Annotated in this window: 17 protein-coding genes and 1 riboswitch; all 17 genes read left to right on the forward strand. The window is 56.1% G+C overall.

The features are described 5' to 3' along the window. Positions 1-7 precede the first annotated feature (7 nt). The 17 genes from GN112_RS28020 (at position 8) to cobO (ending at position 21,415) form a co-directional block, all read left to right on the forward strand. Entirely contained in the window at positions 8-1,126 is a 1,119-nt protein-coding gene (locus GN112_RS28020; protein WP_155313185.1) for an ABC transporter substrate-binding protein, read from the forward strand. Further along, positions 1,123-2,172: a FecCD family ABC transporter permease gene (locus GN112_RS28025; RefSeq protein WP_155313186.1), complete on the forward strand. Its 1,050-nt coding sequence runs from the start codon at positions 1,123-1,125 to the stop codon at positions 2,170-2,172. The genes GN112_RS28020 and GN112_RS28025 overlap by 4 nt, the downstream gene beginning before the upstream one ends. Before the next feature lie 176 nt (positions 2,173-2,348). Continuing rightward, entirely contained in the window at positions 2,349-3,617 is a 1,269-nt protein-coding gene (locus GN112_RS28030) for an ABC transporter ATP-binding protein (RefSeq protein WP_155313187.1), read from the forward strand. Positions 3,618-3,626: 9 nt separating this feature from the next. Then, positions 3,627-7,436, forward strand: coding sequence for a cobaltochelatase subunit CobN (gene cobN / locus GN112_RS28035; protein ID WP_231717159.1), 3,810 nt, complete (start codon positions 3,627-3,629; stop codon positions 7,434-7,436). Between the two features lie 122 nt (positions 7,437-7,558). Further along, entirely contained in the window at positions 7,559-9,328 is a 1,770-nt protein-coding gene (locus GN112_RS28040; protein WP_155313188.1) for a TonB-dependent receptor plug domain-containing protein, read from the forward strand. Positions 9,329-9,388: 60 nt separating this feature from the next. Then, the gene (locus tag GN112_RS28045; RefSeq protein ID WP_155313189.1) at positions 9,389-11,509 is read left to right on the forward strand and encodes a putative cobaltochelatase; all 2,121 of its coding nucleotides are present in this window, start codon (positions 9,389-9,391) and stop codon (positions 11,507-11,509) included. Further along, positions 11,506-12,537, forward strand: a complete 1,032-nt coding sequence (locus GN112_RS28050; protein ID WP_155313190.1) for a magnesium chelatase ATPase subunit I — start codon at positions 11,506-11,508, stop codon at positions 12,535-12,537. The genes GN112_RS28045 and GN112_RS28050 overlap by 4 nt, the downstream gene beginning before the upstream one ends. A gap of 182 nt (positions 12,538-12,719) precedes the next feature. Further along, the gene (locus GN112_RS28055) at positions 12,720-13,673 is read left to right on the forward strand and encodes an ABC transporter ATP-binding protein (RefSeq protein ID WP_155313191.1); all 954 of its coding nucleotides are present in this window, start codon (positions 12,720-12,722) and stop codon (positions 13,671-13,673) included. Between the two features lie 70 nt (positions 13,674-13,743). Continuing rightward, positions 13,744-14,478 (forward strand): ABC transporter permease, encoded by a 735-nt coding sequence (locus GN112_RS28060; RefSeq protein ID WP_155313192.1) that lies wholly within the window; start codon positions 13,744-13,746, stop codon positions 14,476-14,478. Positions 14,479-14,602: 124 nt separating this feature from the next. Beyond that, the gene (locus GN112_RS28065; protein WP_155313193.1) at positions 14,603-15,895 is read left to right on the forward strand and encodes a cobaltochelatase subunit CobN; all 1,293 of its coding nucleotides are present in this window, start codon (positions 14,603-14,605) and stop codon (positions 15,893-15,895) included. Further along, positions 15,844-16,062: a cobaltochelatase subunit CobN gene (locus tag GN112_RS28070; RefSeq protein ID WP_155313194.1), complete on the forward strand. Its 219-nt coding sequence runs from the start codon at positions 15,844-15,846 to the stop codon at positions 16,060-16,062. Before GN112_RS28065 ends, GN112_RS28070 begins: the two co-directional genes overlap by 52 nt. Positions 16,063-16,132: 70 nt before the next feature. Next, positions 16,133-16,834 (forward strand): cobaltochelatase subunit CobN, encoded by a 702-nt coding sequence (locus tag GN112_RS28075; RefSeq protein WP_155313195.1) that lies wholly within the window; start codon positions 16,133-16,135, stop codon positions 16,832-16,834. 12 nt (positions 16,835-16,846) lie between these two features. Further along, a complete protein-coding gene (locus GN112_RS28080; protein WP_155313196.1) occupies positions 16,847-17,464 on the forward strand; it encodes a MotA/TolQ/ExbB proton channel family protein in 618 nt (205 codons plus the stop codon). Further along, on the forward strand, positions 17,461-17,631 hold the full coding sequence (locus tag GN112_RS28085) for a hypothetical protein (protein WP_155313197.1): 171 nt from the start codon (positions 17,461-17,463) through the stop codon (positions 17,629-17,631). The genes GN112_RS28080 and GN112_RS28085 overlap by 4 nt, the downstream gene beginning before the upstream one ends. A 42-nt stretch (positions 17,632-17,673) precedes the next feature. Next, a riboswitch (cobalamin riboswitch) is annotated at positions 17,674-17,858 on the forward strand. A gap of 174 nt (positions 17,859-18,032) precedes the next feature. Further along, on the forward strand, positions 18,033-20,207 hold the full coding sequence (locus GN112_RS28090; RefSeq protein ID WP_155313198.1) for a TonB-dependent receptor: 2,175 nt from the start codon (positions 18,033-18,035) through the stop codon (positions 20,205-20,207). 146 nt (positions 20,208-20,353) lie between these two features. Then, the gene (locus tag GN112_RS28095; RefSeq protein ID WP_155313199.1) at positions 20,354-20,707 is read left to right on the forward strand and encodes a hypothetical protein; all 354 of its coding nucleotides are present in this window, start codon (positions 20,354-20,356) and stop codon (positions 20,705-20,707) included. Between the two features lie 186 nt (positions 20,708-20,893). After that, the gene (cobO, locus tag GN112_RS28100) at positions 20,894-21,415 is read left to right on the forward strand and encodes a cob(I)yrinic acid a,c-diamide adenosyltransferase (protein ID WP_155313200.1); all 522 of its coding nucleotides are present in this window, start codon (positions 20,894-20,896) and stop codon (positions 21,413-21,415) included. Positions 21,416-21,557: the final 142 nt, after the last annotated feature.

A 21,557-nucleotide genomic window follows, 5' to 3' on the forward strand; every position in this document is an offset into this window, starting at 1 on the left:
ACAATAGATGAAACCATTTGTTCGCGCCATGATGGCGGTCCCGATTTTTCTATGGCTGGTTTGCGCGTGTTCGAATTCCGGAGAAGAAAAACAGGCTGATTTCATCCAGATCGGGGAGTTTACCGTCAATCGCATTTCTGACCAGCGCACCGAGGTCCGCGACGGAGCCGGCCGCACACTGGTCCTGGTCCCCCGAGGTGCGCCGGCGCCCGACGATGTGGATCCCCACCGCCTGGTGCGCACGCCGGTAAAACGGGTGGTGGCCTATGGATTTTTCGATGTGGCCATCATGCGGGCCCTGGGCGTTCTGGAGAACACGCTGGTCGGGGTCACCTACCCGGCCAAACGCTGGTATGTCGACGATGTCAAAAATGGGCTGGCGGCCGGTAAAATCGTTTTTCTGGGTGACGCCAGCAGCATTGACTTCGAACGCCTCAACCAGCTGCAGCCGGAATTGGTACTCACCTGGGATCTTGCGGCCATCCCCATGCTGGATGAATTGGGCATCCCCTGTGCCGTTACCTCCACGCCGACAGCCATGTGCCTGAACGCCCGCATGCGCTTCGTTCAGTTTCTGGCGCCGTTTTTCAATCGCCAAAAAGAGGCCAACGCCTTTTTCGATCGTGTCAATCAGGCCCTGATCGCGATTCGGGATCGCACGGCAGGCTGCGGCTCGCCGCCCAAGGTAATGTGGGGTGATATCTATGAGAAACGGGTGCTGGTGGAACCGGGGAATGCCTGGGTCGGGGAACTGATCGGACTGGCCGAAAGCGATTATCTGTTCAATGATGTTTACGGGACCTCCTGCATCGAAATTTCCGTGGAACGCTTCCTGTACAGCGGCGAAACCGCCGACATCTTTTTCACCTACCGCACCCGGAACAGCGGTGCGACGTCAAAGGCCGCCCTGGCGCGCATGAACCCCCTTCTGGCCGACATCCGGCCATTGAAGGAAGGCCAGGTATATGTGCCGCTGCCCCATTATGTCCAGTCCGGTGACCATCTGGATGACATTCTCACCGAGATCGCCGCGATCCTTCACCCGGAGGTTTATCCGGATTACCGCTATCGCTATTTCATGGAACTGCCCGATACGGATCCGCAAGAAAGTGGAGCACCATCATGACCACCGCTGAGCAAAGCCTTTCCGCCCTGAGCCCGATGATTTTACGTCGACCGGTGGTCGGGTTCACCGTTTGGGGATTCCTGACCCTGGTCCTGTTGATTTTCAACATCGGCATCGGATCGGTCTCTTTTTCTCCGGCCGAGGTCTGGCAGGCGATCCTTCACCCCCAACTCAGTGCCACCACGGGATCGATCGTTTGGAAAATCCGTATTCCCCGTGCCATTGCCGCGATTTTGGGCGGCGCTTTTCTGGCCACCTCGGGGCTGCTGCTGCAGGTTTACTTCCGCAATCCCATCGTGGGACCGTTTATCCTCGGGATTTCCCATGGCGCCACGGTGATGGTATCGCTGGTCATGCTCACCACCCTGACCGTAGGCATGACCGTGCTCTCGCCATTCATGACCACCATCGCGGCCTTTGTCGGTGCCTATGGGGTCATGCTGATCGTGGTGGCCGTGGCCTCAAAGGTCAAAAACGGGATCACCCTTCTGATCGTTGGCCTGATGATGGGATACCTGTGCCATGCGGTTACCAGCGTGCTCACGGCGCTGGCCGAAAAAGAGAAGATCAAGGGCTTCGTGCTCTGGCAGTTGGGCAGCTTCTCGGGGTTCAAGTGGAGCGAGATCGGTGTCATGCTCCTTTGCGGCGGGCTGATCCTGGCCCTGGTCTATTTTTTGAGCAAACCGCTGAACGCCTTTCTGCTCGGTGAAACTTACGCCGCTTCCATGGGCGTCAATATCCGGCGCTTCCGCGTGCTGATTCTGCTGTGTGCCTGCGCCCTGGCCGGAATGATCACTTCGGTGGCCGGACCGGTGGCCTTTGTCGGCCTGGCCGTGCCCCACATGGCGCGTCTGATCTTCCAGACATCGGACAACCGCATCCTGATCCCCGGTGCCTGCCTGGTCGGTGCCCTGGTCACCAGCCTGTGCGACCTGATTGCCCGCATGGTGCTCTCGCCGGTGGAACTGCCCCTGTCGGCCATTACGGCCTTTTTCGGCGCGCCGGTGGTGATCGCTTTGCTGCTCAAACGGAGCGTTAAAATGTGAGGGGACTAATGAGACGGGGAGAATCTGAGACAGGGAGAGAGGGAGAGGGGGAGAAACGGTGAAACGGAGACTGGGAGAATGGGAAACGGTTTTTATCTCCGCTTCTCCCCATCACCCTGTCTCCCCTTCTTTCGCATCCTTTGTTGCAACAACCATTGGTAATATGAGGTGAATACATGCGTGACAAAACCGCAAATCCTATCCTATCCTGCCGCAACCTGACCGTCGGCTACAAGGAGAAGGCCGTTCTCAGCGGGTTGAATCTGGATTTTGCGGCCGGACAGTTCATCTCTCTTTTGGGACCCAACGGTGCCGGCAAGACCACCCTTTTGCGTACCCTGTCGCGGCATCTGGATCCGCTTGCCGGCCAGATCGAGATCGAGGGGCGGCCGCTTTCCGGGATGCGCGCCATGGAACTGGCCGCGGTCATGGCCGTGGTATTGACCGACAAGGTTTCGCCGCCGCTTTTTTCGGTATACGAGTTCGTGGCCCTGGGCCGCTATCCGCACACCGATTTTCTCGGCCGCCTGGGTGCCGCCGATCACCAGGCGGTGCGCCACGCCCTTGCCGCCGTGCATGCCGATGACCTGGCCGCGCGTGCCTTCAACGACCTGAGCGACGGCGAGCGTCAGAAGGCCCTGGTGGCCAGGGCCCTGGCCCAACAGCCGCGACTGCTCCTGCTGGATGAGCCCACGCTGCACCTGGACCTGAAACACCGGGTGGAGGTGATGGGCATTCTGCGCAACCTGTGCCACAGCGATGGCATCACCGTGGTTGCCTCCCTGCACGACGTGGATGTGGCCGCCAAGGTTTCCGACCGCGTGGCCCTGATCAAATCGGGCGCCGTGGTCGATTGGGGAATTCCCGAAACGGTACTGAAAAGCGACGCGGTGGCCGGACTGTACGATTTCGACGGTGCGGACTTCGATCATCACCTGGGCAGTATCGAACTGCGCGGCAACGGCCAGCGCGGCCGGGTGTTCGTATTGGCCGGCATGGGCAGCGGGGCGCTGATTTACCGCATGCTCTCCAAGCGGGGGTTCTCCATTGCCACCGGCGTGCTGCACACCAATGACCTGGACTACTATGTTGCGCGTTCCCTGGGGGCCGCCTGCATCAGCCAGGAGGCCATGCAGGTCATCGGCGAGCCGGCCCTGGCCGAAGCCGATGCCCGGCTTGACGGTTGCGATGTGGTCATCGACTGCGGTTTTCAGGTGGGCGCCATGAATCAGGGCAATGTCAACCTGCTGCACACCGCCCTGGAGAAAGGCAAACCCGTGTTGAGCCTGCGCCAGAACGGGGCTGATGGCCGGTTGCCGTCACCGGCGGCCGACCGGATGGTTCGCTGCGACGATGTGGCCCAACTGCTGGAGGCACTCGATCAATGTTTTCCCGGAATGGCCGGAGGGCGGAACCCGCAACCTGAGATATTGGCGGCGGTATAAGAAGGAGGCATGATGCGACCCTACACCCTGTGTTACTATTCCGCCACGGCCATGGAAATGCCCTCCTTGAGCGAGGGCGTGCGTCAATATCTGGATGCCGGTGGTGATATCCGCGTTCACGCCCGTACCCAGACCCAGCTGTTCGACCAGGCCCGCCAGCAGGCCTTTGTGGATCAGGCCGTGGGGGCCGACGCGATCATCGTCAGCCTGCATGGGGGCAAGCCCTCCTTCCCGGCCTTCGATTGCCTGATGGCTGCGCTGGCCGGCCTGGATGAAGAGAACCGGCCCTACCTGCACATCCAGCCCACCGGCGGGGACGAAGACTCGGTGGTGGCGGCCCGGGAGCACTCTCCGGGGTTCGGCACTCCGGTGTGGGACACCATTCATGGCTACCTGAAACAGGGCGGCCACATTAACTATCATCAACTTCTGGTTTTTTTGTACAATCACCTGTTCTCCGCGGAAGAGCCCTGCCGGCCGGCCGAGATCCTGCCCAACGAAGGCCTCTACCATCCGGACATGCCCGGGATTCCCGATCTTGACGATTATCTGGCGCAAAAGATCGATCCGGCCAGGCCCACCGTGGGATTGTGGTTCTACCAGACCTACTGGTTGAACAACAACCTGGCCCACATCGACGCCATCATTCGTGCAGTGGAATCCCGGGGTGCCAATGTGATTCCGGTTTTCCATCAGCGTTACAAGGATGCCGATCGCGGCAACAACGGGGCCGATCATATTGTCGCGCATTATTTCATGGATGGCGAGCGGCCCCGCATCCAGGTGCTGATCAACCCGTTGCTGTTCTCCCTTACCGTGGCGGCACCGGAGTATAAGACGCTTTTGCCGCGTCTGAACGTACCTTTCATCCAGGCCATGGTTTCTCTCAACCCCTATGCTCAGTGGAAGGAGAGCCTCCAGGGCATGCACGCCATGGATGTCTCCTATGCAGTGGCCCAACCCGAGTTCGACGGGGCACTGATTACCGTGCCCGTGGCCACCCGCGAGCAGGATACCGTCGATCCCGTCACCGGCGCATTACTATCCAAGTCCATGCCCATCGAAGAGCGGGTGGACAAGATGGTGCGGCTGGCCCTTAACTGGGGGCGGCTCAAGGCCAAAACCAATGCCGAGCGCAAGGTGGCCATCGTCTTCCATCACTATCCGCCGCGCAACGACCGCATCGGCTGCGCCGCCGGACTGGATAGTTTTGCCAGCGTCAAAAAGCTTTTGGACCACATGCGCGAGGAGGGTTACCGGATTGAGAACACCTATGCGGACGGCGACGAGCTGGCCCATGACATCCTCAGCCGCATGACCTGCGACCGGCGCTGGCTGGCACCGGACCAGCTTGCCGCCCGGGCCGAGGCCCATGCCGGGGCGGAGTGGTTCGCCCTCTGGCATGCCGCCCTGCCCGACGTTATCCGCGAGAAGATGACCGCCGACTGGGGATCGATTCCCGGAGACCTGTTCGTCCACGACCACCAGATGCATTTTGCCGGTATCCTCAACGGCAATGTCTTCATGACCATCCAGCCGCCCCGCGGCTACCTGGAGAACATCGACAAGATTTACCACGATATGGTCCTTTCGCCGCCCCATCACTACCTGGCCCAGTACCGCTGGATCCGGGATGTGTTCAAGGCCGATGTCGTCATGCACGTGGGCAAGCATGGCAGCCTGGAATGGCTGCCGGGAAAATCCCTGGGCCTGTCCGAGACCTGCTACCCGGATCTGGCGATCATGGAACTGCCCAATGTTTACCCGTATATCATCAACGACCCCGGCGAGGGCACCCAGGCCAAGCGGAGAAGTTATGCCTGCATCATCGATCACCTGACCCCGGCAACCACCAATGCCGATCTGTACGACGACCTGGGCACGGTGCAGGGTCTGGTGGCCGACTATGCCGTGGCCGTCAGCGAAGATCCGGCCAAGGTGGAGATCCTGCGCCCCATGATCTGGGAGGCGGTCGAGGCGGCCAGCCTGGACAAGGACCTGGAGATTGACCGGGAGACCGCCCTGGGCGATTTCGACGGGTTCCTGGAACGGCTGCACGCCTACATCGAAGAGCTTTCCGACACCATGATCAATGACGGGCTGCACACCATGGGCACCCCGCCCGAAGACGCCCGGCTGGAGGAGTTTGTGGTTCAGCTCACCCGGTTGGCCAACGGCAGCGTACCCTCCCTGCGTGAAGCCATGGTGCGCGCCATGGGATTCGATTATGACGATGTGCTCGACCACCGCGGCCAGCGCCCGGCGCGTTTTGGTGGCCTGAGCGGGGCCGAGATCGTCCGTCAGGCTCACGAAAAGGCCCTGGCCCTGGCCCATGGCCTGGCCGCCATGGACTACCGGACCGAAGCGATCCCGGCGCTGATCGAGGCGCTGCTGGAGCGGCCGTCGGCGGAAGCCGAGGCCGTTCTCACTTATGTCGCCGACATCCTGGTGCCCAACGTCCGGCGCTGCGCGGAAGAGATCGACTACAGCGTCGCGGCGTTTACCGGCGGGTTCGTGCCGCCCGGTCCCTCGGGGGCGCCCACCCGCGGCCAGGCCGACATTCTGCCCACGGGGCGCAATTTTTACAGTGTGGATCCCAACAAGATACCCACCCCGGCCGCCTGGGAGGTGGGCATGCGTCTGGGCGACGCACTCATCGAGCGCTATATGCAGGCGTCCGGCCGGTATCCGGACAACATCGGCATCCTGATTTACGGGACGAGCACCATGCGGACCCGTGGCGACGACATTGCCGAAGTCTACTACCTGATGGGCGTGCGTCCGGTATGGGCCAGGGGCAGCGGCAATGTGACCGGCCTGGAAGTAATTCCGGCAAGCGAGCTGAAACGCCCCCGGCTGGATGTGACACCGCGTATCTCCGGGCTTTTCAGGGATTCGTTCCCCAACCTGGTGGCGCGTATCGACGAGGCCGTGCGCATGGTCGCGGCCCTCAAGGAGCCGCCGGAGTCCAATTTTGTGCGTCGCAACGTCTATAAAGATCTTGAGGAGTACCGCCGGATGGGCATGAGTGAAGAGGACGCCTATCGCGAAGCCACCTTCCGCGTTTTCGGCTGCCCGCCGGGCACTTACGGTGCCGGTGTGGCCGAGCTGGTAGAATCCAAGAACTGGGAGACCCAGGAAGACCTGGGCAACAACTACATCCGCTACTCCTCCCACGCTTATGGGCAAGGCAGCTATGGCCAGCAGAAACCCGACGTCTACCGCCGGCACCTGGCACGTATGGACGTGACCGTGAAGAACGAGGATTCCCGCGAATACGATATGATGTCGTGCACCGATTACTACAATTACTACGGCGGCATGATCGTGGCGGCCAAGACCGTGCGCGGCAGCCTGCCCTTTTCCATGATGGGCGATTCCTCCGATCCCAAGCGGGTCAAAATGCGCACCACCTTCGAGGAGGCCAAGCACGTTTTGCGATCCCGGCTGGTCAACCCCAAATGGCTGGCGGGCATGAAACGGCACGGATACAAGGGGGCCGGCGATATTTCCCATATGATGGACGTGGTGCTGGGCTGGGATGCCACCGCCGAGATCATCGATGGCTGGATGTACGAGAAAATCGCCAACGCCTATGCCCTGGACCACGAAATGCAGGAATGGATGAAGGCCGTCAACCCTTTTGCCCTGCAGAATATCCTCGACAAGCTGCTGGAGGCCATCCACCGCGGCATGTGGGATGCCGGTGACGAGATGACCGAGGATCTTCGCAATGCCTATCTGGAGATGGAGGGGGACATAGAGGAGTGGAGTGACCAGGAACCAGTGACCAGTGATCAGGTCGTTGGTGATCGGTGAGGGGGAGACACGGTGATGCAGGGTGGTTGTAGGAGCGGTCCATGACCGCGAAGAGAAGAAAAAATTGGTAACCGATAGCTGGGTGATAATTAATTGTATGCCGGAAGAGAGTTGACCTCGTAATGATTCGATCCTTGTTGATCTGCCTTGTTGTTATGTTGATACAACCGATAGATATTTTTGCCGATGAACAAACCCCATCTGATGATGAGGCCCAGTCATCCATCACCGACCGCCGATCACCGATCACCGAAAACGGTGATACCATCGTGATTACCGCCGAGGAGATCGGCGCCATGCAGGCCCATAAAATGGCCGATGTGCTCAACCATGTGCCCGGTGTGACCGCCGGTGATTCATCGGTGGGGATTCACGGCGTTTACAAGGTCAAGGTTTTTGTGGACGGCCGTCCCATCAACGATCCCACCTCCAGCTATGGTGCCATCAAATGGGACCTCATTCTGCCGGACCAGGTGGAACGGATCGAAATCCTGCGCGGCAAGGGAAGCTCGCGTTACGGCCAGGATGCCTCCGGCGGAGTGATTCTCATTACCACCAAAAGGACCCGGGACCTGACCGGGAACGTAAAAACCTATGCCGGCAACCACGGCACCGGGTACGGACACGCCAACCTGCAAATGACCACAGGATCCTGGACGGCAGGGGTGACCGGCGGGTTCGAGGCCACCGACGGATACAAGGTCAACAACGACAAGGAGCGCTGGAAGGCCGGGGCCAGCGCGATCTACACGATAGACGATGGCAAAAACTTCTCTTTCTCTGCCGACTATATCGAGGACGAGCGAGGATCCAGCGGACAGCCCGATTATCCCACCCCCTTTTCACGAAAAGAAACCGAAAACACCAGCCTTTCCTTTCGGGCAACCTGGCGTCCGGTGGCCAGCACCACCTATTACAATGAGGGCCGCAATCACAATACCGACCCCAGCCGGAGCATCGACAAGACCTTGCGGGTTTCCAAGTGGGGTGAGGATCTGTCGGCAACATTCAGCACCGGGGATTGGGGAGAACTGAACGCCGGCGGTGCCTTCCAGATGGACCGGGCCAGCGGCAGCAATTTCGACGATCAGCAGGAGGAAACCTACTCTCTGTTTGCCGTAGAAACGCTGCACCGGATGGATGGACGCCTTTCCCTGACGGCGGGGCTCCGGGCCAACATCAATTCCGCCTTTGACGATGCGCTCAATCCGGAGATCAAGTTGTCCTACAAGTGGAAAAAATGGCGGGCCACCGTTGCCTACAGCCGGTCCAGCAACACGCCTTCTTTCTATCAACGGTACAACGAGACCAGTTCGACCCGTCCCAACCCGAGTTTGACCATGGAGACATCTGACAACTACAGCCTCTCCCTATTTGGCCAGCTTTACCGAACCTTGTCCGGCAGCGTTTCCATTTTCCATAACCGGCTGACCGACCGGATTACCTATGTCACCGGTGACGACGGCATCGGCCAATACCAGAATTTCGGTCTGGTCACTTACACCGGTGGCGATTTTGCAGCCACCTGGACCCCCCACGACACGATCAAGGTAAAAACCACTTACACCTATATGGAAGCCGTGGATGAGGAAACCGATCACTGGCTGACATCCAAGGCCAGACACACCGTCAATTTGGACTTTTACTGGCAGCCCATCCAGCCGGTTTCCATCGTGCTCACCAATAAATATGTCTCCAAGGTTTATCGTAATACATCCAATACCAAAACCGCGCCTGAATACACGCTTACCGGTCTCAGGGCCGAGTACGCCTTCCAGCGTTTCAGCCTGTTCACCGACATCGAAAACCTTTTCGATAAAACCTATTACTATGCCGACGGCTTGCTGGCACCGCCGCTTTGTTGGGTGGTGGGGGTGAATTGGAGAATCTGAGAATATCCAGGGAAAAATTGTCAATATGCTCAATCAGCCAGAGAAATGGACCATCAACTAATGTTGTCCAAAATAAACAATACAAACACCGGTTCTCGGCGAAAAGACTCCTGCGTATTCAAAACGCAATCCCCCTGTCCCCCTGTCTCCGCGTCACCCCGTCCATTCGTCTTCCCCTTCGCCGCCATCATCGGTCAGGACGATCTCAAGCAGAGCCTGCTCCTGAACGCCGTCAATCCGGCCATCGGCGGTGTGTTGATCCGGGGAGAAAAAGGCACGGCCAAGTCCACGGCGGTGCGGGCCCTGGCGGCCATCTTGCCCGAGATAGACGTGGTCGAGGGGTGTGCCTATGCATGCCGTCCAGACCATCCCGCAGCCTGCTGCGATCATTGCCGCCAACTGGGTGACCGGGTGAAGGCGGCCAAAAGACGGGTGCGGGTGGTCAATTTGCCGCTCAACGCCACAGAGGACCGGGTGGTCGGCGGAATCGATTTCTCGCTGGCCATCCAAAAGGGCCGCCGGGCCTTGCAGCCGGGGCTTTTGGCCTCGGCCCATCGGGGGATCCTCTATGTGGACGAGGTCAACCTGCTGGACGATCACATCGTCGATATTGTCCTGGACGCGGCGGCCTCGGGCGAGAACATCATCGAACGGGAGGGAATTTCGTTTTGCCACCCGGCGCGGTTTATTTTGGTGGGCACCATGAATCCCGAGGAGGGCGAACTGCGTCCCCAATTGCTCGACCGGTTCGGCCTGTGCGTGGAGACCACCGGCGCCGATTCGCCCGACGATCGCGTGACGCTCATGCTGCGAAGGGAGGCGTTCGACAGCGATCCGGCCGCTTTCATGAGCAGCATGGCCGAACAAAACCGGGCCATCGCCCGCCGTATCGAAACCGGCCGCAAGAACCTGTCCGGCGTGCGCATGCGCCGTCATCTGCGTAGCTTTATCAGCGAATTGGGCACCGAGAATTTTGTTGCCGGCCACCGCGCCGATCTGGTGATGGAACAGGCGGCCCTGGCCGTGGCGGCCCTTGAATCGGCACCCGAGGTGACCGTGGACCACATTCGGCAGGTGGCCCCCATGGTGCTGGTGCACCGTCGCCGGGATGCCCAGCCCCCTCCACCGCCCCCGCCGCCACCACCGCCGGAGGATTCTCACGAGGACGAAGATCCGTCCCAGGAGGATCCAGCGCCCGAGAACGAGGAGCCGGCTCGGGAACAGGAGCAGCAGCAAAGCGAGCCACCCCAATCGGCTGCGCCCGACCCGGCCGATCAAGGCGAGGGCGAAAATCCATCGCCCGATCAGAGCCCGCCGCAACCGGCCCCTGGCGAGGATCGTATCTTCGAGATCGGCGCCACCTTCAAGGTCAAACCGCTGTCGGCACCCAAGGACCGCCTGTTCCGGCGGGGTTCCGGGCGCCGGTCGCGTACCCGGGTGTCCCAGAAACAGGGGCGCTACGTCAAAAGTTGCCTGAATCGGCAATATGGCGATATCGCCCTGGATGCCACCTTGCGGGCCGCCGCGCCGTATCAGAAAGCACGCGGCAACGGCAATGGCCTTTGCGTGAAACTGGCCGATGCGGATATCCGCGAGAAAATCCGCGAAAAGCGCATCGGCAACTTTCTCCTGTTCGCCGTGGATGCCAGCGGTTCCATGGGTGCCCGGGGGCGCATGGCCGCTTCCAAGGGCGCCGTCATGTCGCTGTTGCTGGATGCCTACCAGAAACGGGATCGGGTGGGCATGATCTCCTTCCGGAGAAATGAGGCCACTGTCAACCTGCCGCCCACCACCTCCGTGGACCTGGCCGGCAAACTGCTCGCCGAAATGCCCGTGGGCGGCCGTACTCCCCTGTCGGCCGGCCTGGCCAAAACCTTCGAGCAGGTGCGCAACGTGCTGCTCAAGGACCCTTCCTCCCGTCCCATCGTGATTCTGATTACTGACGGGAAGAGCAATGTGGCCTTTGGCGAGGAAAAACCGGTGGACGAGGCCCTGCGCCTGGCCACGGCCATGGGGCGGGACGAGCGGGTTCAGCATATCGTGGTGGATACCGAGGAAGCCGGGCTGGTCACCTTCGGCCTGGCCCTGCGCCTGGCCACGGCCCTGCAGGCCCGTTATTTCAAAATCGACGACCTCAAGGCCCAGAGCCTGGTCAATATCGTGAAAGGACAACAACAGTGAAAAACGCATCGATCTATCCCTTCACCGCCATCGTCGGTCAGGAGAAGATGAAACTGGCCCTGGTTCTCAATGTCATCAACCCGGGACTTTCCGGCGTGTTGATCCGCGGCGAGAAAGGCACCGCCAAGTCCACGGCGGTAAGGGCCTTGGCCGATATCCTGCCCGAAATCGAGGTGTACACCGACGATCCCTTTCAACTGACCCCCGGTGAAGAAGAGGCCGCCTATCTTGAAATCGCAAAGTTGCTGGGAATTGCCGGCGACAGCCTGCCGGCCGTCCAAAAGCGCAAGGTAAAGGTGGTCGAACTGCCCGTGGGCGCCACCGAGGACCGCGTGGTGGGCACCATGGACCTGGAGCACGCCCTCAAGAAGGGAGAAAAACGGATCGAGCCGGGGCTTCTGGCCGCGGCCCATCGGGGCATCCTTTACGTGGACGAGGTCAACCTGCTGGACGATCATGTGGTCGACGTGCTCCTTGACTCGGCCGCCATGGGGGTCAACAGCATCGAGCGCGAAGGGGTTTCTTTTGCCCACCCGGCACGCTTTACCCTGGTGGGTACCATGAACCCGGAGGAGGGCGAACTCCGCCCGCAATTGCTCGATCGTTTCGGGCTGTGCGTCAACATCGAGGGCATCACCACTGCCGATGACCGCGTGGCGGTCATGGAGCGGCGGGCCGCCTTCGACGACCACCCGGAGGATTTCATCGCCCAATGGGCCGCCGAGTCCGAAGCTCTGACCGCACGTATTCTGGATGCCAAACGCCTTTACCCGCAGGTCACGGTTGCCCGGGATCGGCTTTACGAGATCGCCCGATACTGCCTGGACGTGGGCGTGGACGGCCACCGGGGAGATATCATCATTCTCAAGACCGCCAAGACCCTGGCCGCCTTTGAGGGCCGTAGCGAGGTGGCAGCGCGCGATATCCAGGCCGCCGCCGAACTGGCCCTGCCCCATCGGGTACGCCGTCAGCCGCTGATGGAGATCGCTGATAATGTCGAGAAGTTGAAAGCGCGAAGGGCGGGATAAAAAAAAGGGTTAAGTGGTTACGTTTTAAGTGCTAAGTTGAGGAACTCTGTCGATTTGAATTAGATTTCCATTTTTTAGTCGGTATCGAAATCGGTATCGAAATCCATTACATTGCTTATATTTCGATAGCGATCCCGATTTCGATTTCGAGAGGCGTAGTCGACTCATAAGATTGAGATGAAATGATACAACTAAAAGACTTAAAAAAATCATACGGCAATCACCAAGCCCTATCCGGCATCGATCTGCATGTGCCCGAAGGTGAGCTGTTCGCCTATCTGGGGCCCAACGGGGCGGGCAAAACCACCACGATCCGGATTCTTACCGGCCTGACCCGGCTGACCGCGGGAACGGCAGCACTCAACGGGCATGACATCAGGGAGGAATCCATGGCGGCCAAACGCCAGTGCGGCCTGGTGCCTCAACATGTCAACCTGGACAGCGAGCTGACCGTGAAGGAGAACCTGGACATCCACGGCCGTTTGTTCGGCATGTCCGGAGTGCAGCGCAAACAGCGGATTGAGGAACTGTTGACGTATATTGAAATTCACGATCGGATCGACAGCCTGATCAAACAGCTATCCGGCGGGTTGAAGCGCCGGGTCATGATCGCCCGGGCGCTGCTGCACGATCCGCGCATTTTATTCCTGGACGAGCCCACCGTGGGGCTGGACGCCAGCATCCGGCGGCGCATCTGGTCGCTGATCAAGAAGATTCAAAAACAGGGCACGACCATTTTCCTCACCACCCACTACATCGAGGAAGCCGAGTTTCTGGCCGACCGGGTGGCCTTTCTGGATGACGGCCGGATCGTGGCCGTGGATACGCCCACGGCATTGATGGACAGTGTGGGCCACTGGGCGATTGATTGGGTAACCGAGGAGGGTATGCAATCCGCCTACTTCCCCAGCCGGGAGGCGGCCCAGGCATCGGCGGCCGCCGGCAACAGCGGCTTCACCCTGCGGCGGGTCAACCTGGAGGATGCGTTTTTGTCCCTGACCGGAAAGAAGGTGGGAACCAGCACTGACGAGACAAAGGCGGTCCATGGTGGCCACGGGCATGGACATAACTCCCATGGTGGCGGCGGGCACGGTGGGCATGCGAATAAAGCCGAGGCCGGCCATGGCGCACATTAAGGATCGGGAATTTTATTAAGTAAAGGTATTCTATCGATTTATATTGTTACCCATAACACAAGGCATTACCATGCAAGGATTCATCGCCGTTTATTTACGCGAAGTACTGATTCTCAAACGCCGTTTCAAACGCCAGATCGCCGGTATGGCCGTATCGCCTTTGCTTTATCTGATCGCCTTTGGCTATGCCATGGGAGGGGCGGTGCGGGTCGATGGTCGCTCTTACCTGGAATTCCTCATCCCCGGCCTGATTGCCATGAGCAGCATGACCCAGAGCTTCGGCATCGCCACGGACATCAATGTGGCCCGCTTTTACTGGTATATTTTCGAAGAGTTCCAGGCCGCGCCGATTCGTAACGTCGCCTATGTGGCCGGAGAGGTGCTGGCCGGCATGACCCGGGCGCTCTTGGCCATCGGTGTTATCCTCATATTGAGTCTTTTTTTTGGTGTCCGGCTGAATTACGGGCCACTGCTCTGGGTTGCCGTGCTGCTCAACAGTTTTGTTTTCGCCTCCCTGGCCGTGGCCCTGGCCATGCTGGTCAAATCCCACGCGGACCAAAGTCTCTTGACCAGTTTTGTGATCACGCCCATGGCCTTCCTGGGCGGGACCTTTTTTCCTCTTGATCGTCTCCCCGCATGGGCACAGACGGTGTTGTCGGTTTTGCCGCTGACCCACGCTTCGCATGCCATTCGCAGTACGGCCTTTGGACAAAGTCCCGATTGGCAGTCTTATGTCGTGCTGGCGGTTGCGGGCCTTTTGTTTTTTTTGCTGGCGTTGGGGACGGTTAACAAGGCGCGGGACTGATTGAGATGAGGGAGAGCGGGAGAAGAGGTGCGCGCGTTTCATCACTTTGATTTGAATGCTGGGGTAGGGGGCACGGCGCGCCGTGCCCCCTACGGTAGATTGAATCACCTATGGAAAATCTTCAATGAAAAAATATTATTTTAGGGCGTTTGTCCTGGTTTGTCTGTTGGTCATAACATCCGTGTTCATCGGATGGACAGACGCGTCTGCCGGTCAGAACAAGGAAATCATTACCTTTCTGGGAGGTTCCACCTATTCCTGGAAAATAAGCCGTGCCCTGGAACAGGTCCGGCAGAATCCTGAAACCAACGCCGTGGAGGTCCGGTATTACACGGAAGAGGATCTGGCCGCAGGCGCCATTGATCTGGCAGTTATCAAAAATTCAAAAATACTTCTTGTGGATGATATGTTCAGAACCCTGCGGGAGTTTGCCATCAAGGAGGCTGATTTTTCCAGCACCAAAATCTTCGGGCTCTCCACGGTTCCCAACGATCCGGATAAAATTATTTCCGATCCAAAGGTCAAAGCATACAACCATCCGTTGACCCGAAAAAATTTAAGCAACCTGCTCTACTTTCTCATGCACCGGGAACTGGGTGTATCCATTGCATACGCCCCGCCCCAGGTCGTACCCGGCCAGGGGATCTTCCATCCCCAAAGTGAAAAAGTTTTTTCCGATTTTGACGAGTACCTCAAGTGGTATAAGACCTCCGGCCTATATCATCCTAAGGGATACTGGATCGGTATTCCCGAGATGAACACCTACGTCTACCCCGGAGAGACCGGGGCAGTGGTGGAAAAACTTGTCACCAAACTGGAATCCGACGGAATGAATGTGCTGCCGATCTACTCCTACCCCGCTTCCAAGTCGGTGAATACCTATTTCTTTGATCCCGCAACCACGCGCCCCCGGGTGGATCTGGTGGCCTCCATGGCGTTTAAATTCTCGCCCCATGATGCACAATTTGCAAAAGAACTCTTTTCCCGGCTCAATGTCCCGGTACTTAACCCGTTACGGGTCCACTTTCTGACGGTACCCGAATGGCGGGATGATCCCCAGGGCTTAGGTCCCATGGAGGTGAGTTATGCCATGGCCAATCCGGAGATGTATGGGCTGATTGAGCCCTCTGCCATCGGAGGCAAGGTGGTCCAAAAGGATGCGCTGACCGGAAAAAACCTCTACACCTATGATGCCATTGACGAAAATTTAGATTTTTTCATCACCCGGGTCCAGGCCTGGCTCAACCTGAAGACCAAGGCCAATAAAGATAAAAAAGTAGTGATCATGTTCTGGAACCACACCCCCGGCAAACAAAATGTCGGGGGCACCTACCTCAATGTATTCAGAACCTCTACCCCTACGTCATGGATGACATTGGCGAAGGGGTCCAGGCCAAACGCCGGGGGAGGGCTGTGATCATTGACTATCTGATCCCGCCCATGAAAAAGGCGGGGTCGTATGCCGAGTATTCGGAACTCTCCGATCTGATCTCCCAGTACAGCCAGACCATGGAAAATAATCCGCAGCTGGCTGCTAAAAACGGGTGCGCATCCAGGAGATGGTGGAAAAACTGGGGCTGCTGAAAGATCTCAAACTCGCCACCTTTGATGAGGAGGCCGTGGAAAAAGTGGAGCATTACCTGCTGGAAGTTATCTGGTAGAAAAGGGCTATTCCGAAGAAGATGCGGAACGGCTAAAAAAACTACGGGTTTTTTCCAACGAGCCCGGCTCTTACGGCAACACCATTGAAGACCTGGTGCCGGCCTCGGGCACCTGGGAAAATGATGATGAAATCGCCGATGTCTTTATTAATTTCGTCTCCTTTGGCTATGGCCAAGGCATCTGGGGGAAACCCTTGAAATCCGCATACAAGAAGAATCTGGAAGGGGTGGACATCACCATGCACAGCCGCTCCTCCAATATTTTTAAAAGCCTGGATACGGACGGGGTCTTTTCCGAACTCGGCGGCCTGGCTTTGGCGGTAAAACGGGTCAAGGGCAGCTATCCGGACGTGGTGCTTTCCAATCAGGCAGATCCGGACAATGCCTTTGTGGAGGACATTGAGACCGCCATCGGCAAGGAGCTTCGGTCCCGATATCTCAATCCCAAGTGGATCGAGGGCATGAAAAAGGAGAACTATGCCGGTGCCCGGGAGATGAACCGGTTTACCGAACATCTCTGGGGCTGGAAGGTGGTGACCCCCTTTGCCGTGGACGGCACCGAGTGGCAGCAGATCTATGAGGTCTATATCCAGGACAAATACGGCATGCAGCTCAAGGAATTCTTTGACAAAAACAATCCCTGGGCCCGGGAATCCCTGGCCGCACGCATGCTGGAAGCAGACCGCAAAGGCTAAAGGAGAACATTCTTGAACCTGTTTCCCGCCTTTCAAACTGTTTTATATACCATTTCAACGGCACTGCTCTATCCGGTGGTGCTGGCACTGATTTTACTTTGCCTGTGGCTGCTCATTTATACGGGCGGTTTTTTTGCTGAGTGGGTGAAACGCCGGCGGCTGACCGGCAATGTGGAACAGGCCATGAGCTTTATCCACAAAGAAAAACATTTGCCCAAAGAACTGACCGGGAAATTGCCTTTTTGTGTGATAGACTATGCAGACAAGGTGTCGGCACTTTCCCAAACCGGTGATCTGTTTTTGATGGAAAAGCTGGAATCCTTCAACCAGGAAACCCAGCTGGTCATGTTCAAGGAGGTGGACCGGATGCGGCTCATCGTCCGGGTGGGGCCAAGTCTGGGCCTGATGGGAACACTGATCCCCATGGGCACCGGGCTTGCGGGCCTGACCCAGGGCAACATGGCCCAGCTCTCCTCCAATCTGATCCTGGCTTTTACAACCACGGTGGTGGGCTTGGCTTTGGGCATCACCGCCCATTATTTTTCAACCACCCGGGAACAATGGGTCATGGATGATCTGCGGCAGATCAACCTGATCACCGAAGCCATGGCAAAAGGAATCAATCCATGAGATTTATCACCGCTTCCCGGCTGGACCGTCTCCGGCGCAGTGCCGACCTGGACCCCATGAACGGGGTGGCCAATCTCTTTGATGTTGCCCTTTGGTGGCCGATCTTTCCGTCGGCCAACCTGGATTGCAAGAATACGCCAAGGCCCGGTTGGTATGGATTGCTATGAACATCTCTTTTTAGGTGATTGACTTTTGAGATTTTATTAATTAGTAAGTAGCAATGATCAGGTGCAGTACTTTGCATAAAAGGAAATCCGGTTAAAATCCGGAACGGGCCCGCCGCTGTGATTGGGGACGAAGACTGCAATATGCCACTGTCGATGTTATGGATGGGAAGGCGCAGCTAGTAGAGTGATCCAAGAGTCAGAAGACCTACCTGAACAACTATAGAGATGCTGTGCACGGCAATGTCGGCATCTGTTTGAATCTGAGGATATAAAGAGGGGATAGCCTTGGGTCGTTTTTTAACGATTCAAGGCTTTTGTTTTTTCATGACTAAAGGTAGTGCCGATCTAGAAAAACTGAGAAATGAACAAGGCCGATATCTTAATGTTATAGGAGACAGTGAATGAGAAGACAGATTGTTTATTTTGCCCGGCAGATGTTTTTTAGTGTGGCTGTATTAGCATTCCTTGTTTTAAATTCTGCATTAGCCACAGAACCGGCAGACGCGAATGATGGTGAAGAATCGATAGAGCAAATAGAAGAGATTACTGTTATAGGTAAAAAAGACTCATCGTCTGTTAAGATAGAACCACGAAAAGTAACCATTGATTTGGAGAATTACTATAGTCCGACCACTTCGCAAAACGTGGGAGATTATTTAAAGGATTTTGTGATCATGGATTACCAGGGTCAAAGCGATCTGGTTCCAGGGGAAGATACATTGTACATGCGAGGCTTTTCCAGCCGACGCTTTGTAACTGCTCTCAACGGCTCAGCCATTCGCAATATGGGAGGATACGGAGTTGGAATGACTGATTATGCTCTTCTTCCACCGTTTTTGATCGATTCCATTGACGTTTTGCCCGGTCCTCATTCCGCGTTTTATCCAGGTCAGGCTGTCGGCGGTGTGGTGAATTTTAAAGTCCGGGCGCCAAAGCAATATGAAACCCTAAAACCGGATGCAACCCTATCGACAACTTACGGGAGGTATAATACGCAGCAACACAACCTGAGCTTCAGCGGCGGTGTTCATAATTTTACCTACGATGTAGGATATCAAAAATATCATACTGATGGATATCTGCGCAACAATAAGACTGATATTGATAACTTTATCAGCCGGCTGGGCTACCTTTTGCTAAACAGCGGATATATCGCCCTTACCGTATCACACGCAGATGTTGAGCGCGAAACCGCGGTAATCAACGACCCCAATGACCAGGAAAGCAATTATGACGGGGGGTATCCAGAAGTCTCCACGGACACCGCGAGTTATTATTCCTGGCAATCGCCGAAAAAAGAAACAACATCAACCCGTTTTCGATTGGATTTCAATCTGCCGACTTCGTTGGGGACATGGATGGCTGATGCGTATTTTGAAGATGGTGATTACGAAAACCCCAGTATAGTCTGGGTCAACAGTAAAGATCATTCCGAAGGTCTCAGAGATGCGTGGCATCAGGTCTATTGGAGACTTTTAGGGAGCCAGGTCAGCAATGAATTCCAGCCGATTTCCGGGCACACCGCCACAATTGGCGCGGGAATCGAACAGCTTTACAACAAAGAAGATTCTTACAATGCCGCAACATCTTTCAGATTGAGTTCCTGGGATTCCTATAAAAAAAGACATGAAAGTCTGTTTGCCTTTGTTCAGGATAAATGGGAGATCCTTCCGCAGCTGTCACTCACAGCAGGTTTGCGTTATGAGGACAATACCCATTGCTCAAGTAATTATGTTCCAAAGACAGGCAAGTATTATATTGACGGGGAGGGATTGTGGGTTGAAAGGGAATATAACCAATTGGTTCCCAAATCCTTTCTTACGTATAAGCTCGATAACCTGGCGGAGAGCCTCCGTGACACTTCCGTTTCAGTTGGTATCAGCCGTATCTGGCGGGACCCTGGCCCGCTGTGGGAAACACAGGCGTCTGGAATACCCAATATCGGCTGGCTCGATCCTGAGCACGGCATCGGTTATGATCTTGTTTTTTCCCGGCGCCTTGCAGGAGATATCCAGATGCAGTTGAATTATTCTTACGCTCAGATTAAGGACTATATTGCCAGCAACAGTAAATTTACGGATGACAAGTATGAATATTTGATCAATCTTGAGGAAGTAATCCGCCAGGGCATTGAACTTCAGTTTGCCGGCAGCCTTACCGACCGTATCGATTTTAGGATAGGCTGGGCTTGGCAGGAATTTGAAAATAAAGGGGGTGAACCTGCAGGAGAGACCATGCTGGATGATCGAGCCAAAAACCGTGTCAATGCTGGGTTAAGCTGGAAGTTGCTGGATGCCACAACTTTGATTTTCGATTATAAATACCAGGATGATCAGGTGATAGAAGTTGCCGAAGAGGTCGATGCGGGAGAATATGAATTCCATCAAATTGCATTGGATTCCTACCATGTGGTGGATTTTGCAGTAGAACAGGTCCTGTTTAATCAATGGCGAAACATTAAAAAGTGTATCTTTAAAATATACGTTAAAAACCTATTTAATGAAGAATATCAGGATACAAAGGGATATCCTGCAACGGACCGTACTATAGGAGCAGGCCTAAGGTTCAACTTTTAGCCATTGGTTCCATCAGATCAGCCCTTTCAAGGTAGCACTAAAAGACCATTCATAACTGGATGAACTTATTAAATAAATGCTGAACAAACCCATCTCCAAAATATACAGTAAAAAAGAAAAACTGTATTATTTGGGGAGGTGACATCATGTTGAGTCCTGTTTTTACGGCGTTCATCAAGAATTCTCCGATTTCTGTCATGGCTCGTGGTTTGATGAAGAAGGTACTGAATCCTAAGCAATTTGACGAATGGTTCGAGAACACCGCTAAAGAACAATACACAAGGGACCTTTTGTTTTCGACGCTTTTTTACCTGATGAGCCAGGTCGTTCAGGGAAGCCAGCGATCAATTCACGCAGCCTTCCAGGCTTCAAAAGAGGATATTGCCGTTTCAGTTACCTCAATCTACAATAAGTTGAACGGCATGGAACCAAGTACATCGGCAGCTTTGGTCCGATATGCCGCTGAGCAGGTGGAACCTATTGTTGGGTGTTGGGCTTGATTCTAACTTCGCCCAGAGGACCTACAAATTTTGATGGTCCGTAGTCAACATTTTGATTTTTTTATAAATACATATTTCTATTTTATTTAATGGCTAACAATGGGCGAAATTAAAATCAGGCCCGACCCAGGAAATACTTAATAAGTGTTAAGTGATTAAGCTAAACGAAAATAAAGAAGGAATAATATGAAAAAAGGACTACTCATCGTCAATACAGGCGATGGCAAGGGAAAAACCACGGCAGCCTTGGGACTATCCATGCGGGCCGCCGGGCATGGACTCAAGGTCTGTTTTATCCAGTTCATCAAGGGGAGTTGGAAATACGGCGAGTTGGAGGCCGTGAAGAAATTCGCGGATACCATCGATTTCCATGTCATGGGCAAGGGGTTCACCTGGAAGTCGGACGATCTGGAAAAAGACCGGGCTGCGGCCCGTGATGCCTGGAAATTCGCCCAGGCGGCCATGACCGGCGGCCAGTATCAAATGGTGGTGCTTGACGAGTTTACCTATCTGCTGATGTATGGCATGATTGATTTGCCGTCGGTTCTGGAAACATTGACGAACCGGCCTGAGGGGTTGCACGTGGTCGTGACCGGCCGGGCGGCACCGCCGGAACTCATCGAGATCGCCGACCTGGTGACCGAGATGCAGCCGGTCAAGCATCCGTTGCAAGCTGGCATAAAAGCGCAAAAAGGCATTGAATTCTAAGGAGGCGAAGGGAGGAATGAACGATGCATTTATATTGGCGCGTACAAAACGATTTGGACTGTTTGGGAGAGGTTATCCATTTTCATGATCCCGGTTTGATCCGCTGCCTGCGAAGATGGACTCGTAAAAACATGGCCGGTTT

The sequence above is a fragment of the Desulfosarcina ovata subsp. ovata genome, assembly GCF_009689005.1.
GTDB classification, from domain to species: Bacteria; Desulfobacterota; Desulfobacteria; order Desulfobacterales; family Desulfosarcinaceae; genus Desulfosarcina; species Desulfosarcina ovata.